The sequence below is a fragment of the Mesorhizobium zhangyense genome, assembly GCF_011045115.1.
Lineage (GTDB): Bacteria > Pseudomonadota > Alphaproteobacteria > Rhizobiales > Rhizobiaceae > Mesorhizobium_M > Mesorhizobium_M zhangyense.
Window position 1 is genome coordinate 46,565 of the sequence record NZ_JAAKZG010000002.1, and the last position, 15,589, is coordinate 62,153.

General features: G+C 62.6%; 13 protein-coding genes and 1 riboswitch. Of the genes, 6 read left to right on the plus strand and 7 right to left on the minus strand.

The genetic code is table 11. The features are described 5' to 3' along the window. Positions 1–54 precede the first annotated feature (54 nt). The gene (locus G6N74_RS03860; RefSeq protein WP_165114600.1) at positions 55–1,062 is read left to right on the plus strand and encodes a magnesium and cobalt transport protein CorA; all 1,008 of its coding nucleotides are present in this window, start codon (positions 55–57) and stop codon (positions 1,060–1,062) included. A gap of 93 nt (positions 1,063–1,155) precedes the next feature. Here G6N74_RS03860 and G6N74_RS03865 read toward each other — a convergent pair whose 3' ends face one another. Next, positions 1,156–1,674, minus strand: a complete 519-nt coding sequence (locus tag G6N74_RS03865) for a GcrA family cell cycle regulator (RefSeq protein WP_165114603.1) — start codon at positions 1,672–1,674, stop codon at positions 1,156–1,158. 356 nt (positions 1,675–2,030) lie between these two features. On the opposite strand from G6N74_RS03865, the gene G6N74_RS03870 reads away from it, so the two are divergent. The 3 genes from G6N74_RS03870 to G6N74_RS03880 all read left to right on the plus strand — a co-directional run bounded on the left by G6N74_RS03870 (position 2,031) and on the right by G6N74_RS03880 (position 5,446). After that, complete coding sequence (locus tag G6N74_RS03870) at positions 2,031–3,215, plus strand: aspartate aminotransferase family protein (RefSeq protein ID WP_165114606.1); 1,185 nt, start codon at positions 2,031–2,033, stop codon at positions 3,213–3,215. A 27-nt stretch (positions 3,216–3,242) separates the two neighbouring features. Further along, positions 3,243–4,160, plus strand: a complete 918-nt coding sequence (gene argF / locus G6N74_RS03875; protein ID WP_165114609.1) for an ornithine carbamoyltransferase — start codon at positions 3,243–3,245, stop codon at positions 4,158–4,160. Positions 4,161–4,453: 293 nt separating this feature from the next. Next, a complete protein-coding gene (locus tag G6N74_RS03880) occupies positions 4,454–5,446 on the plus strand; it encodes an Hsp33 family molecular chaperone (RefSeq protein ID WP_165114612.1) in 993 nt (330 codons plus the stop codon). A 154-nt stretch (positions 5,447–5,600) separates the two neighbouring features. On the opposite strand, the gene apaG is transcribed toward G6N74_RS03880, so the two are convergent. Further along, positions 5,601–5,993, minus strand: coding sequence for a Co2+/Mg2+ efflux facilitator ApaG/CorD (apaG, locus tag G6N74_RS03885; RefSeq protein WP_165114615.1), 393 nt, complete (start codon positions 5,991–5,993; stop codon positions 5,601–5,603). Between the two features lie 140 nt (positions 5,994–6,133). Between apaG and G6N74_RS03890 the strand changes: the two genes are divergently transcribed. Beyond that, positions 6,134–6,739, plus strand: coding sequence for a CDP-alcohol phosphatidyltransferase family protein (locus G6N74_RS03890; protein WP_165114618.1), 606 nt, complete (start codon positions 6,134–6,136; stop codon positions 6,737–6,739). Positions 6,740–6,742: 3 nt separating this feature from the next. Here the strand turns inward: G6N74_RS03890 and G6N74_RS03895 are convergent, their stop codons facing one another. Further along, positions 6,743–7,933 (minus strand): O-succinylhomoserine sulfhydrylase, encoded by a 1,191-nt coding sequence (locus tag G6N74_RS03895; protein WP_165114621.1) that lies wholly within the window; start codon positions 7,931–7,933, stop codon positions 6,743–6,745. Between the two features lie 44 nt (positions 7,934–7,977). Beyond that, positions 7,978–8,055, minus strand: a riboswitch (SAM riboswitch). Positions 8,056–8,131: 76 nt separating this feature from the next. On the opposite strand from G6N74_RS03895, the gene G6N74_RS03900 reads away from it, so the two are divergent. Further along, positions 8,132–9,226: a 2'-deoxycytidine 5'-triphosphate deaminase gene (locus tag G6N74_RS03900; protein ID WP_165114623.1), complete on the plus strand. Its 1,095-nt coding sequence runs from the start codon at positions 8,132–8,134 to the stop codon at positions 9,224–9,226. 44 nt (positions 9,227–9,270) lie between these two features. Here the strand turns inward: G6N74_RS03900 and G6N74_RS03905 are convergent, their stop codons facing one another. The 4 genes from G6N74_RS03905 to G6N74_RS03920 all read right to left on the minus strand — a co-directional run bounded on the left by G6N74_RS03905 (position 9,271) and on the right by G6N74_RS03920 (position 15,583). Then, positions 9,271–10,563: an HlyD family type I secretion periplasmic adaptor subunit gene (locus G6N74_RS03905; protein WP_165114625.1), complete on the minus strand. Its 1,293-nt coding sequence runs from the start codon at positions 10,561–10,563 to the stop codon at positions 9,271–9,273. After that, on the minus strand, positions 10,560–12,329 hold the full coding sequence (locus G6N74_RS03910; protein WP_165114628.1) for a type I secretion system permease/ATPase: 1,770 nt from the start codon (positions 12,327–12,329) through the stop codon (positions 10,560–10,562). Before G6N74_RS03910 ends, G6N74_RS03905 begins: the two co-directional genes overlap by 4 nt. A 245-nt stretch (positions 12,330–12,574) precedes the next feature. Beyond that, a complete protein-coding gene (locus G6N74_RS03915; protein WP_165114631.1) occupies positions 12,575–13,939 on the minus strand; it encodes a DUF2793 domain-containing protein in 1,365 nt (454 codons plus the stop codon). A 240-nt stretch (positions 13,940–14,179) separates the two neighbouring features. Continuing rightward, positions 14,180–15,583, minus strand: a complete 1,404-nt coding sequence (locus G6N74_RS03920) for a mannose-1-phosphate guanylyltransferase/mannose-6-phosphate isomerase (protein WP_165114634.1) — start codon at positions 15,581–15,583, stop codon at positions 14,180–14,182. Positions 15,584–15,589: the final 6 nt, after the last annotated feature.

Consider the following 15,589-nt stretch of genomic DNA (forward strand, 5'->3'; position numbering starts at 1 on the left):
TGACCGACCTGCGCATTCATCACGCAGTGAAGGCTTGGCCTTCGGGAGGTGGTGATGGATCATGTCCGCAAATTCGCGCCCGCCCCGGCGGAGGCTGGTATCGTTGCCTCGAGCGTCTATGCCGCGGGCAAGCGCGTCGCCGACATTCCGGTCGAGGAGGCCGGTGAGTGGGCAGCCAAAGAAGGCCATGTCGTCTGGATCGGCCTTCTCGAGCCCAGCCGCGAACTTCTGCTGCGCGTACAGGCGCAGTTCAATCTTCATGCGCTGGCGATCGAAGATGCCGAGCATCCGCACCAGCGGCCGAAGATCGAGCAATATGGCGATGCGCTGTTCATCGTTGCCCGCACGGCGCAACTGATCGACCGTCGCGTCACCTTCGGCGAAACGCACCTGTTCGTCGGCAAGGGCTATATCGTCAGCGTCCGGCACGGTCCGTCGACCTCCTACGCCACCGTTCGCCAGCACTGGGAAAGCTGCCCGCATTCGCTGGCCAAGGGCGAGGACTTCGTCCTCTACGCCATCCTCGATTTCATCGTCGACAACTATATGCCGGTGCTGGAGCAGATCGAGGACGAGGTCGAGGAGATCGAGGACAAGGTTCTGCTCAAGCCGATGCTCGCCGCCGAGATCGAACGGCTCTACATGCTGCGCCGCGATCTTCTGCGGCTGCGCAATGCAGCCCTTCCGCTGGTCGAGGTCTGCCGGCGGCTGACAAGTGCGGACCTGCCGCAGATCCACGCCGCTATGCACCCGCTGTTCCGCGACGTGACCGATCATATCCGCACCGTGCAGGAAAAGATCGACAGCCTGCGCGAGGTGCTGGCTTTCGCCTTTGAGGCGAGCCTTCTGGTCGGCCAGAGTCAGGAAACGGCGATTTCCAAGAAACTCGCCTCATGGGCCGCCATTCTGGCGGTGCCGACAGCGCTCGCCGGCATCTACGGCATGAATTTCAATGACATGCCGGAACTGAGGATGGAATACGGCTATCCGATAGTGCTGACGGCAATCGCTGCCACTTGCGCGTTCCTCTACTGGCGTTTTCGCAAGAACGGCTGGCTGTGAAAAAGGGAGTAGTGAGAAGAAAGTGAGTAGAGAGTAGTGAATAGGGAAGGCGCTTGCGCGCCTTGGAACTGCTGCGCTGCTTTCTATTCCCTATCAGCGGCTGCGCCGCCGCTCCGACGCCGGCTGGAAAGCGATCTTCGAGTGATATTTGCAATAGGGGCCAGTCTCGGCGGCGTCGTTGCCGCAGAAGTGGAATTCTTCCGTCAGCGGGTCGCCATTCGGCCACTTGCAGGTGCGCTCATTGAGCTCGACGAGCTGAAGATGCCGCGAGATCGGGACGACCACGTTTTCGACAGGGCGCAGATAGTGGCGGGCCACCGGCTCGGCGTCGAACTGCGTCTGCAGCGCGGTGGCGCCGATTGAGGTCGTCACCGTGCGCGTGGTGGTCGTGGCGCGCGGCGCGGTCTTGACGCCGGTCGATGCGTGCACCGTCTTTTTCTGGCGGGCAGGTGCAGCCGTCGAGCGGCCGCGGCTCGAAAGCTTCAGGCGATGGACCTTGCCAATGACGGCATTGCGGCTGACGCCGCCAAGCTGGGCGGCGATCTGGCTGGCGCTAAGGCCTTCGGCCCATAATTTGCGGAGGGTTTCCACTCGCTCGTCAGTCCAGTTCATGAGAGCATGCTCCTGCTTGTGCGTGCGACCTTCCGGAATCCATTCCCGTCCCGACAAATGCTCGGGTGACACCACATATATTCGGGTGATTGGGTTTGCCGCACCAAATCTGGTTATTTCTAGACTTCAAACTACCTTATCGGCTGACTCGGTGACAAGAGTCCGGGGTGCCACACGAATCGGTTTTTTGGGTTTTCAACAACTTGCCGCAACAAAGTCAGCTTATTGGGCCAAGTTGTCTGCCGCGCGCTTCTGCGCGACGTTTTCGTTGACTTTGTGACCGGAAACGAAATATGCCCGTTAAGGCCGCCGCTTGAGGCGGCTTTTTTGATTTTCCGGTCCCGGAGACGCATATAATGAGCGGTTCGGCGCTTTACGAGACTTTCGCACGCGCACCCCTGGCTTTCGACAGGGGCGAGGGTTCCTGGCTGGTTGCGGAAGACGGCCGACGCTTTCTCGATTTCGCCGGCGGCATCGCCGTGAATTCGCTCGGCCATGGCCATCCCCATCTCGTCGCCGCTCTCACCGAGCAGGCCGGCAAGCTCTGGCACACGTCGAACCTCTATGAGATTCCGGGTCAGCGCCGCCTTGGCGAGCGGCTGGTCGCAGCCACCTTCGCCGACAAGGTGTTCTTCACCAATTCGGGCGCGGAGGCGCTGGAATGCGCGATCAAGACGGCGCGGCGCTATCAATATGTCAGCGGCCACCCGGAAAAGTTCCGCACCATCACCTTTGAGGGCGCATTCCACGGCCGCACGCTGGCAACCATCGCCGCCGGTGGCCAGGAAAAATATCTCGAAGGTTTTGGCCCCAAGGTCGATGGTTTCGACCAGGTGCCCTTCGGCGATATCGCGGCGGTCGAGAAGGCGATCACGCCCGAGACGGCGGCGATCCTGATCGAGCCTATCCAGGGCGAGGGCGGCATCCGCGAAGTGCCGACGGCGTTCCTGAAGCGCCTGCGCGAGCTTTGCGACCAGCACGGCCTGCTGCTCATCTTCGACGAAGTGCAATGCGGTATCGGCCGTACCGGCAAGCTGTTCGCCTATGAATGGACCGGCGTGACACCCGATATCATGGCAATCGCCAAGGGCATCGGCGGCGGCTTTCCGGTTGGCGCCTGCCTTGCGACGGACGAAGCGGCTGTCGGCATGACGCCGGGCGTGCACGGCACGACCTTTGGCGGCAATCCGCTCGCCATGGCGGTCGGCAACGCCGTGCTCGACGTTGTGCTGGAAGACGGCTTCCTCGACGAGGTCAAGCGCAAGGCGCTGCTGATGAAGCAGGGGCTGGCCTCGATTTCCGACGAGTTTCCCGAAATCATCGAAAGCGTGCGCGGCACCGGGCTTATGCTCGGCCTGAAATGCAAGGCATCCAACACCGCCGTCAATGGCGCACTGCGACAGGAAGAAATGCTTGCCGTGCCAGCCGGCGACAATGTCGTGCGCCTGCTGCCGCCGCTGACCGTCACGGACGATGAGATCCGCGAAGCGCTGTCGCGCATCCGCGCTGCCGCCAAGGGCTTGTCCGAAGCCGCCGCATGAGCTGAAACAACACCTCCGGGGTTTGCTATGACCAGTGGTATCCGCCACTTCACCGATCTTTCCGCCGTTTCCGACACGACGCTGCGCGGCATTCTCGACGATGCCGTCGCGCGCAAGGGACGCCTGAAGGCCGGCGAGCGCTCGCGACCGCTGGAAGGCAAGGTTCTGGCGATGATCTTCGACAAGCCATCGACCCGCACGCGCGTTTCCTTCGATGTCGGCATGCGCCAGCTCGGCGGCGAGACGATCATGCTCACCGGCACCGAAATGCAGCTCGGCCGCTCCGAGACCATTGCCGACACCGCCAAGGTGTTGTCGCGCTATGTCGACGCGATCATGATCCGCACGACGTCGCATGAGCGCCTTCTCGAGCTGACCGAAAACGCGACGATCCCGGTCATCAACGGCCTCACCGACGACACCCACCCGTGCCAGCTGATGGCCGATGTGATGACCATCGAGGAGCATCGCGGACCGGTCGCCGGCAAGACGGTGGCCTGGGTCGGCGACGGCAACAATGTGCTGCATTCGCTGCTGGAGGCCTCGGCCCGCTTCCGCTTCAACCTCAATGTCGCGGTGCCGGAAGGCAGCGAGCCGGAGCAGAAATATATCGACTGGGCCACAGGCAATGGCGGCACGGTCAACTTCACCCGCAGCCCCGAGCAGGCGGTGGAAGGTGTCGATGCGATCGTCACCGATTGCTGGGTGTCGATGGGCCAGGAGCATCGCGCCCGCGGCCACAACATCTTCCAGCCTTATCAGGTCAACGAGGCGCTGATGAAGCGCGCCAAGCCTGACGCCCTGTTCATGCACTGCCTGCCGGCGCATCGCGGCGAGGAAGTGACGGACGAGGTCATCGACGGGCCGAACTCCGTAGTGTTCGATGAGGCCGAAAATCGCCTGCATGCGCAGAAGGCTGTGCTCGCCTGGTGCCTCGGCGCTTAGAGACCGTTTGGAAATTCTACCCCGCCGGTCATCTGACACGGTTTTCTGCGCTTCCGGTGCTCACGTACCTAAATGTACGCTCCGCTCCGGTTCTCGAAAACCACGCCATATGCCTCGGCAGGGCGAATTATCAAACAGTCTCTTCGAGCTGGGACACGCGCATCATCTGTGAAAGCTTGATCCGGAAGGCTTGCATGCCTATCTGGGGCAGATCACATTAAACTGTCGTTTGAACGAGCGGTTTCCGGGCAATGAGTCTTGCCTGTCCGAGACTGTAAAAGGGATTTGGTCTGGTGGCTGACACGGAACGCAAGCTTGGCGAATTCGGCTTTGCCGGTGATGACAATGTCGTACCTTTCGAGGTCGGCCCGCTCGACGTACGCGGCCGCATGGTCCAGCTCGGGCCGCTGCTCGACCGGATACTGGCGCGCCACGACTACCCCGAGCCCGTCGCCCGGCTGCTGGCCGAGGCGGTGGTGGTCACCGTTCTGCTTGGCACTTCGCTGAAATTCGAAGGCAAGTTCATCCTGCAGACCCGTACCGACGGGCCTGTGGATATGCTTGTTGCCGATTTCACCACGCCGCATTCGCTGCGCGCCTATGCGCGTTTCGATGCCGAGAGGCTGCAGGCGCTGCTTGATGCCGGCGAGGATAAGCCCGAGACGCTGCTGGGCAGCGGCGTTCTGGCCCTCACCATCGACCAGGGCGCCCATACGCAGCGCTACCAGGGCATCGTCCAGCTCGACGGTACGACTCTGGAAGAGGCGGCGAAGATCTATTTCCGGCAGTCGGAGCAGATCCCGACCGACGTAAAACTGTCGGTCGGCAAGCTGGTGCTGCCGGCCGAAGGCGGCCGCCGCGAGCATTGGCGAGCCGGGGGGCTCTTGGCGCAGTTCCTGCCCAAGGCGCCGGAGCGCCTGCGCATGCCCGATCTTCACGGCGGCGACGGCGACCCGGGCGCGGACGCGCAGGAAGTCACCGACAATGCATGGCAGGAACTGCTGGCGCTGGTGGCGACTGTCGACCACACCGAACTGCTCGACCCGACCATCGGGGCCGAGCGGCTGCTCTACCGCCTGTTCAACGAGCACGGCGTCCGCGTATTCGAGCCTATCGAGATACGCGATGAATGCTCCTGCTCGCGCGAAAAGATCCGCGGCATCCTCGACGGCTTTTCCGCCGAGGAGATCACCGACAGCGTCGAAGACGGCGTCATCCGCGTGAACTGCGAATTCTGCTCGAAGGCGTATGAGTTCGAGCCGGCGGAGTTTTCGGCGGAGGCTTGAGGTCTCGGCGCTGCCCCTCACCCTTACCCTCTCCCCGTATAGGGACGGGGAGAGGGGGCGTCAGCGTTGGAGCTTCCTCCTTCTCCCCGTCCCTATACGGGGAGAAGGTCCCGGCAGGGGGATGAGGGGCAGCGTAAACCTGCCCGAAAATGCCTCAATTCACCGTCCGCTTCGTCCCCGGCAAATCCAGCGAAAACGCCGGGATATCGACGTCGAACATCTCGTCGCGCGCGTTCCGCATGGTGTAGCGGCCGACCATGATGCCGGATGGCGTGTTGAGCGGGCAGCCGGACATGTATTGATAGCTGTCGCCGGGGTTTAGTTCCGGCTGCTCGCCGACGACGCCGGCGCCGCGCACTTCCTCCACGCGTCCAAGACCGTCGGTGATGTGCCAGTAGCGCGACAGAAGCTGCACGAGCTCCTCCGACTGGTTGGCGATGGTCACGCGGTAGCCCCAGACAAAACGGCTCTGCGCGGGGTCCGAGCGTTCCTCCAGATAGAAAGGCTCGACACTCACCTCGATGTCGCGCGTGATGGCGCTGTACATATGTCTGGTACTCCAACTCGAACAAGGTTCCGCCGACATGGCCGGCAGGTCAACAACCCTGAGCGATAAACCGCGCGATTGTGATTTCCGCAAGGCGGGATTTCGCGTCTATTGGGTGAATCGGAGGCGGAGATTCCAATATGCTGGATGGCTGGGCGCGCAAGCGCATCGATCCCGCGCTTGATGCCGTTGGCGGCAGGCTGGCGCAGGCGGGCGTGTCGGCCAATGCGGTGACGATTTCTGCTTTCGCGGTCGGCGTTGCCGCGGCGGCGGCCATTGCCCACGGCCATTTCTTGGCAGGCCTTGTCCTTCTGCTTGCCAGCCGCCTTGGCGACGGTCTCGATGGAGCCGTGGCGAGGGTGCGCGGAAAGACCGACCTTGGCGGCTATCTCGATATCGTGCTGGATTTCGCCTTCTACGGCGCAATCCCGCTCGGCTTCGTGCTCGCCGATCCGGCGGCCAATGCGGTCGCCGGCGCGGTGCTGCTGCTGTCGTTCTACGTCAACGGCTCCAGCTTCCTCGCTTACGCGATCATGGCCGAGAAGCGGAAGTTGGAAGGCGAGGCGAGGGGAGAGAAGTCGCTGTTCTTCACCACCGGGCTGGCGGAGGCGACGGAGACGCTGGCCGTCTTCGTCGCCTTCTGCCTGTTTCCGGCGTGGTTCGCGGTCATCGCCTATGTCTTCGCGGCGGTGACGTTTTATACCGCCCTGTCGCGCGTCGTGCTGGCGGGGCGGGTGTTTCGGTAGCCCTTACCCCGCCGCCTTCAGCGCCTTCTCGATATCCTCGAGCAGGTCATCCGCATCCTCCAGCCCAAGCGAAATCCGCAGCGTGCCGTCGCCGATGCCGAGCTCAGTGCGGGCCTCGTCGGTCAGGTTCTTGTGCGTGGTCGTGGCCGGGTGGGTGATCAGGCTCTTGGAATCGCCGAGATTGTTGGAGATCAGGATGATATCCAGCGCGTTCTCGAAGGCGAAGGCCGATTTCTTGCCACCCTTGAGGTCGAGGCAGATCAGTGTCGAGCCGCCCTTCATCTGCTTCTTGACGATGTCGGCCTGCGGATGGTCGGCCCGGCCCGGATAGATGACGCGCGAAACTTCCGGCCGGCCGGCGAGGAAATCGGCGACCTTGGCGGCGTTCTCGGTCTGCTGGCGCACGCGCAGCGGCAGCGTTTCCAGGCCCTTCAGCAGCGTCCAGGCGTTGAACGGCGACAGGCTTGGCCCGGTGTGGCGGAAATAGTCGTGCAAATTCTCGTCGATCCACTCCTTGTCGGAAAGGATCACGCCGCCGAGACAGCGGCCCTGGCCGTCGATGTGCTTGGTGGCGGAATAGACGACGATATGCGCGCCGAGTTCGAGCGGCTTCTGCTGCAAGGGGGTGGCAAAGACATTGTCGACCACCAGCTTCGCGCCGATCGAATTTGCAAGGGCGGCGACCGCTGCGATGTCGACCACTTCCAGCGTCGGGTTGGTCGGGCTTTCGAGGAAAAACAGCTTGGTGTTGGGCTGGACCGCTTTTTCCCAGTTCTCGATCTGGGTGCCGTCGACCAGCGTTGCCTCGATGCCGTATCGCGGCGCCAGCGTCTCGACCACCCAGCGGCAGGAGCCGAACAGCGCACGCGCGGCAACGATATGGTCGCCGGCCTTGAGGCTGCACAGGATCGCCGCGGTGACGGCGGCCATGCCAGATGCCAGGGCGCGGGCGTCTTCGGCGCCTTCCAGCGCGCACATACGCTTTTCGAACATGTCGACGGTCGGATTGGCGTATCGCGAATAGATGAAGCCCGGCTCTTCGCCCTTGAAACGGGCCTCGGCGGCTTCCGCCGTGTCGTAGACATAGCCCTGCGTCAGGTAGATTGCCTCGGCCGTTTCGCCGAAACCGGAGCGCAGAACGCCGGAATGGACGAGTTGCGTTGCGGGCTTCCAATTCTGCTTCTTGTTCGTCATAGCCTTGATCCAAACACAAAAAAACCGGCCGCGAAAAGTCGCATGCCGGTCCACAGACGGCCCTTTAGCGACTTGTTTAACGTGGCTGCAAGCCGACCGGCCAAATCACCACGGGATAACGGTCCTTTAGACCCGGTGCCTTCTTGCGTCAATGCCGGACATCGTTAAACCTCGCCCCTTCATCGCAGGAGTAGAAGTTTGCGGCAGTCGGGTATTCTTCCGGATCGGGACATCGCAGCGCTTTTCCAGTCGGGAGCGCTGGTTGCGGCGCGTCCGCTCGACAACGACCAGATCCAGCCGGCAAGCCTCGATCTCAGGCTCGGCGAAAAGGCATGGCGTGTGCGCGCCAGCTTCCTGCCGGGTCCCGGCCACAAGGTAAGTGAAAAGCTCGACCGGCTGCGGCTGCATGAGATCGACCTGACCGCAGGTGCCGTGCTGGAAACCGGTTGCGTCTACATCGTGCCGCTGCTGGAGCGTCTCGCTTTGCCCGCAACGATCTCGGCCTCGGCCAACCCGAAAAGCTCGACTGGCCGGCTTGATATCTTCACCCGCGTCATGACCGACAACGGCCAAGAATTCGACAAGATACCGGCCGGTTATTCCGGGCCGCTTTATCTGGAAGTCAGCCCGCGCACGTTCCCGATCATCGCCCGCACCGGCTCGCGCCTGTCTCAGATACGCTTCCGCACCGGCAAGGCGCTGCTCTCCGAAGCCGAGTTGCACGAGTTGCACCGCACCGAGACGCTGGTCGCTTCCGACACGCCCAACATTTCGGGCGGCGGCATCGCGCTTTCCATCGATCTCAACGGCGACAAGAATGGGCTGGTCGGCTATCGCGGCAAGCATCACACCGGGCTCGTTGACGTGGACAAGCGCGCCGCGCAGGACGTGCATGATTTCTGGGAACCGCTATACAAGCGCGGCCCGGGCGAACTGGTACTTGATCCTGACGAATTCTACATCCTCGTTTCGCGCGAGGCGGTGCATGTGCCGCCCGGCCATGCCGCCGAGATGACGCCCTTTGATCCGCTGGTCGGCGAGTTCCGCGTGCATTATGCCGGTTTCTTCGATCCCGGCTTCGGCCATTCGAAGGCCGGCGGCACCGGCAGCCGTGCCGTGCTGGAAGTGCGCAGCCACGAAGTGCCGTTTATCCTCGAGCATGGCCAGATCGTCGGCCGCCTCGTCTACGAGCACATGCTGTCGCGGCCGCAGGCGCTTTACGGCACCGATCTCGGCTCCAATTATCAGGCGCAGGGCCTGAAGCTTTCGAAGCATTTTCGGACCGAGAGCTGACAGCAGAGCCGTAGCCGCGTAACGCGCAGCCACGCCATCAGCAGTTACTCGCGAAACGCGTGCTGCAGCTGTTCGGTGAACGGCTTGGTCAGGTAGGACAGGGCCGTGCGCATTCCGGTCTGGATGAAGGCTTCCACCGGCATGCCGGGCTTCAGCTGAATGCCTTCGAGTTTCTTGACCTCGCCGTCGATCAGCGTGATCTCGATCGGGTAATAGACCTCGCCGGTGGCCTGATCGGTGGTCACGTCGGGTGCGATGGTGGTGACGTCACCCATCAGTTCCGGCGTGACGCGCTGGCTAAGCGAGGTGAAGCGTAGCCGCACCTCCTGGCCGATATGGATGTTGTCGACGTCGCGTTGCCCGACCCGGGCGCGGACGATGAGAGCGTCGCTTTCAGGTATGATCAGCATCAACGGCTCGCCCGAGCCGATCACGCCGCCGACGGTGTAGACGTTCGACTCGTGGACATAGCCTGAAAGCGGGGCCGTAATGTCGATCCGCCTGAGCTTGGCGACCGCCGCCGTGCGCTGCTCTTCGAGTGTCGCCAGCTTGGCGCGCACCTCGCCGAGCGTGGTCAGCGCCTCGCTGCGCCACTCCTCGTCTTCCTGGATGATGCGAAGCTTGGTTTCGCTGATCGTTCCGCGCAGGCGGCCTATCTCGGCCTGGATCTGGCCCATGTCGCCGTCCAGCATCGCGCCCTGCCGCTCGAGCGCCAGGATACGGCTTTGCTCGACAAGACCTTTGGCGCGCAGGGTCTGCAGCGATTCCAGCTCGCGGCCGAGAATTTCCACCTGCCGCTGCTTGGCGGCGAACTGGGACTCGAGGCCGGAAATCTGTCCGCCGATCTGCTCGACCTGCTCGGCAAGCTGGTTTTTCTTGCCCTCGAGCGCATCCAGCTTCGATGTCAGAAGCTTCTGCTGCCCCTCGAGAATGGTCTGCAGCCGTCCGCTGTTCTGGTCGCCTGCCAGGCTCTCGGGCAGGTCCAGTGCCGGCCGCATGTCGCGCTCTGCTTCGAGGCGCGCACGCTCGATCAGGAACTCGTCCCTTTGCGACTCGATGATGGCAAGGTTGGCTTTTGTTTCGGTGTCGTCCAGCCGGATGAGAAGATCGCCGGCTTTGACGTGGTCGCCGTTGCGAACCGCAAGCTTTGCGACGATGCCGCCTTCAAGATGCTGCACTTTCTTTGCGTTGTTCAGAACCGACATCTTGCCGCGCGCGATGACGGCGCCGGCAATATCAGTGGTCGCCGCCCAGCCGCCAACACCGCCGACGAGGAGGAGGACGACGAGAACGCCGAAGATCTGCGTCATGCGCAGCGATTTTTGTGTCACGCTCATGATACGCGCACCGGACCTACGCTGAATTTGGAGATATTCTGCGCGGCAGATTGTGGTTGGGGTTGCGGCTGAGGCTGAGGTTGGGGGGTGGCCACACGGGTCACCTTCTTCAGAACCTCTTCCTTGGGCCCGAACTCGACCTGCGTGCCATCAGCCATGAACAGCAGCTGGTCCACCGCATTCACGGCACTCGGCCTGTGAGCGACGACGATGACGGTGGTGCCGTTCTTGCGCAGCGTCAGAATGGCGTTGTGGAGTGCTGCATCGCCGATGGAATCCAGATTGGAATTCGGCTCGTCGAGAATTATCAGTGCGGGGTCGCCATAGACGGCCCTTGCCAGGGCCACGCGCTGCCTCTGCCCGGCCGACAGTTGCACGCCGTCGATGCCGAGCTGGGTATCGTAGCCATTTTCGAAGCTGAGCGACAGTTCGTGAACGCCGGCGAGCTGGGCTGCAGCGATGATCTTGTCCGGGGTCGCATCGGGGTCGAAACGTGAAATATTCTGCGCCAGCGTTCCCGGCAGCAAGGCAGCATCCTGCGGAAGATAGCCGATATGCCTGCCAAGCGTGTCGCGGTCCCACTGGTCGAATTTGGCGCCGTCCAGCCGGACGTCTCCCTGGGTATGCGGCCAGATGCCGAGCAGGGCCTTGGTCAGCGTCGTCTTGCCCGAACCGGATGGACCGATAATGCCTAGGCCGGCACCGGGCTCGAGCGAGAACTGCACGCGCGAAACAAGCGGCTTCTGCTTTCCGGGAGCAAGGCAGGCAAGTCCCGAAACGCTGAGCCGTCCCACCGGCTTGGGCAGGGCCATCGGCGAATTGCCGGCCTGCTTGTCTGCGTTCAGCAGTGCCTTGAGGCGTGCCCACGAACGCCGTGCGCCGATCATCATGCGCCACTGGCCGATCAGCTGGTCGATCGGGGCCAGCGCCCGCGACATGATGATCGAGCCTGCAACCATCGCGCCGGGCGTGATCAGTTGCTTGATTGCCAGCCATGCGCCGACCGCCAGGATTCCCGACTGAAACAACAAACGCAGCGATTTCGACAGCGACGACAGCATCGTGGCGCGGTTGCTTGTCGCGCTGTGCAGCCCCATCGCCTTGGCCTTCTGCACGAGCCAGCTGTCATTCAGCGCTCCGCTCATGCCCAGCACCGTGACGATCTCGGATTGCCGGCGTACTTCCTCGGCAAAGCGATGAGCGTCCTCGGAAGCCGTTGCCGCAGACATCTGCCGCTTGCTGGTCAGGAGTTCGGTCAGTACCGCCAGTATGACGAGAACGATGGCGGCGGCGAGCGCGAAAGTGCCCATCACCGGATGGAAAATATAGATGGCCGCGATGTACACCGGAACCCACGGCACATCGAAGAAGGCCGCCGGCCCCGCGCTGGAAAGGTAGCTGCGCACGGTGTCGAGGTCACGCAGCGGCTGGGCGCCGGCCTTGTCTGGCGAGCGCCATGTCCGGCGCACGACTGCGAGGAAGGTTGGCGCCTGGAGGACCTCTTCCATTCGCTCGCCTATACGCGAGAAAACGCGCGCCCGCACTGCGTCTATCAGCGCCATGAAGGCGAACAGCGCACAGATCAGGATGGTGAGAGCGACCAGCGTAGGCACGCTTCCGCTTGAAAGCACGCGATCGTAGATCTGCAGCATGAAGAGCGGGCCGCTCAGCATCAGCAGGTTGATGACGCAGCTGAACAATGCGAGCGACAAGGTGGCCTTCCAAAAGGTCCCCTTGGCTTCCTCCATGCCGTCGACTTTTCGCATAGTTCCCCGATGCCCGATGCTTGTCATAAAAGGCGATCCGCTCGCCGAACTCTACCGCTGGTCGCAGTAATACACGATCCGTGTGAAATCAAAAGAAGATGCCGCATATCGAAATTACCTGGCAGAAAGATTACTTCAACTGTCACCTGAAGACATCATTACCAATTAGTGGTAGCCGGCCGCGGACGGCGTCCCGCCTGCGTCCGGTCGTACGCAGGCGGGCAATTTGTGAGCCGATGATTGGGTCAGAACTCTGCGCTGGCAAACACTTTCAATTGCACGCCCGCTGCCGAACTCGTGGCCGTTGACACGAAATAGACATGCGCGCCGGTGACCCGGCTGAGGCCGCTGATCGAATAGGACGACACCGTCGTGGGTACGTTCGAAGAGAATTCGACCTCCTGGACCGTCGTCGTCGGCACCACCCGCTTTGCAACGGTGTAGGGCGCGATTGCCCGGAAGCTGTTGCCGCTGACCACAGCCCCGCTGAAGACCGGGTGAGCGACCTCGAAATAGCGTCTGCACAGCAACTCCTCCAGCGCCGCAGGGCGGGTTTCGAAGGGCGTAGGCCATGGTCCGCGCTCGACCTGCACGTCGGCGAATGTGGTTTCCAAACTCGTTGAAAGGGTAAGCTTCAGGTCGTCGGCCTCTCCGCTGCCGAGCGTGAGGGTGATATGGCGTCGGCCGGCTCCGGATGGAATGGTGCCTGTCTGCGTGCCAAGCGTCACGGTCATGTTCCGGCTGGGTGCATCGACCGAAACCGTGACGACCGAGCCGGGCAGGCCGGATTTCTCGATGGTCTGGCTGATGGCCCCGGTAAGTGAAAATCGCCCGGCCGTAACAGTGACCGAACAGCCAGTGCCTTCCGCTTTCCAGCGATCGTAGCCATAGCCGGTGAGCGCGCCGCCGGCAAAACCGCGCTGGTTGATCGTGCCGCGGCCGTTGATGATGGCGTTGCGCAATCCGCCCAGCGGGCCGGAGTTCAGGCTGCGCAGGCAGGTGTCGCCTGTCGCATTGTTGACCCGGACGGCTTCCACGAAGTTGTTTCCGTCGGCACTCACCTTGAACAAGAGGTCGTTGTCGCCGATCAGGCCGATTTCGGCGCGGCCGGAAAAGGCCGACTGAAGCATCAGCGTGGCACGTGCGGTGGCATTGGCCTTGTTGATCGTGAGCTGGTGGTCGCCGCCTTCATGGCTGAACAGCGATGCGGCGCTGGCGATCGCAAGCCGGTTCGTCGCGTCGGCCGTGGCGTTGACGCCGAGCGAGGAGAAGTTCTCGACGACGCTTTGCCAGGCCCCGCCCTTCCGCACTATCAGCTTCGCCTCGTCGGCCAGCCAGGCGAGCCAGCCGTCCCGTGGGACGAAGAACCGCCAGCCGCCATCGAGAAAGCAGGCGATCTCTCCGGCGTGGCCGGCCCACTCGCCCGTAGCGCCGGATGCCACGATGTGGCGGGTGCCGTCTGCGGGCGAGACTGGAGGCGAAGTGCGGTTCCGGTCCTCGACCGCCAGCTGCACGATGGCGTCGAGCGCGACCAGCGCTTCGTTGTGGGTGACATGCTTCTGCGCCTGCGACGGCATAAGCAGCGGAAGATTGAGATTGAGGCTTTCCATGATGGCGGGTCCCGATTGTTGAGACCCGAAGTATCGGCTGCGCTCGAAAGGCGGGGAAAAAGACCGCCGGTTTTTGTTCCGATAACGGAACTGGTCATTTTGCCGAGGCTGGACGACAGAAGGAATTAGTCAATAAAATCAGAGTGAAATGCGCCTACGGACGAAGTGGGAAGCCTCAATTTCGAGCGACAGCAATGCTTTCGCTCGAAATGTTCTTCCCCCATTCGCCAAGCCAGATGCTTACGACCGGCCGTATCTGTCCTCGAAGCGGACGATGTCGTCTTCGCCCAGATAGGAGCCCGACTGCACCTCGATCAGTTCGAGGTCGATCTTGCCCGGATTTTCCAGAGCGTGGATTTCGCCGAGAGGAATATAGGTCGACTGGTTTTCCGTGAGCAGGATCGTCTCCTTGCCCTTGTGGACCTTGGCCGTTCCCCGCACGACGATCCAGTGTTCGGCGCGGTGGTGGTGCATCTGCACCGAGAGCTTGGCGCCGGGCTTCACCGTGATGCGCTTGACCTGGTCGCGCTCGCCGAAATCGATCGAATCGTAGTGGCCCCATGGCCGGTAGACCTGGCGATGGTTGAGATGTTCATGGCGGCCATCGGACTTGATCTGCTCGACGACGTCCTTGACCTTCTGGACCTGATCCTTGTGGGCGATCAGCACCGCGTCCTTGGTTTCGACGACGATAAGGTCCTCGACGCCGATCACGGCAACCAGACGCCCTTCCGCGTGAACAAGGTTGTTCTTGCTGCCGATAGAGATGACGTCACCGCGGAACGCGTTGCCGTCCGCATTCTGCTCCTGCACTTCCCACAGGGCCGACCAGGAACCGATATCGCTCCAGCGCGCGTCAAGCGGCACCACGACCGCGTCCGAGGTTTTCTCCATGACGGCATAGTCGATAGAGTCGGCGGGGCATGCCTTGAAGGCTTCCGCGTCGATGCGCACGAAGTGCATGTCCGTCTGCGTGTTCGATATCGCGCGGTCGCAGGCCGCGACCATTTCCGGGTTGTGGCGCTTGAGTTCCTCCAGATACCGGCTGGCGCGGAACATGAAGATGCCGCTGTTCCAGTAATACTCGCCCGTCGCCAGATAGCTCTCTGCGGTTTCTCGGTCGGGCTTCTCCTCGAAGCGGCTCACGGCGAAGCCCGCGCCGATTTCGCCACCGCGCTTGATGTAGCCGTAGCCGGTTTCGGGACGGCTGGGCACGATACCGAAAGTCACCAGCTTGCCTTGTTTGGCCAGCGGCACGGCCGCCCGGATGGCTTCCTGAAAGCGCGCGACATCCTGGATGAAGTGATCGGCGGCGAGCACCAGCAGAAGCGGGTCCTGACCTTGCTGCGTCGCCAGCAATGCGGCAAGCGCTATGGCAGGCGCGGTGTTGCGGCCCACCGGCTCCAGCAGGATCGTCGCCTGTTCCTTGTCGATCGCGCGCATCTGGTCGGCGGCCAGAAAGCGATGCTCCTCGTTGCAGATGAGCAGCGGGCTCTCAGCGCCCAGGCCTTCAAGGCGGATCACCGTGTCCTGCAGCAGCGTCCGTTCGCCGGTAAGAGCAAGGAACTGCTTGGGATAGAGGTGACGCGACAGTGGCCAAAGTCTCGAGCCGGAGCCGCCGGCCATGATTACTGGCAAAAACATGAACTG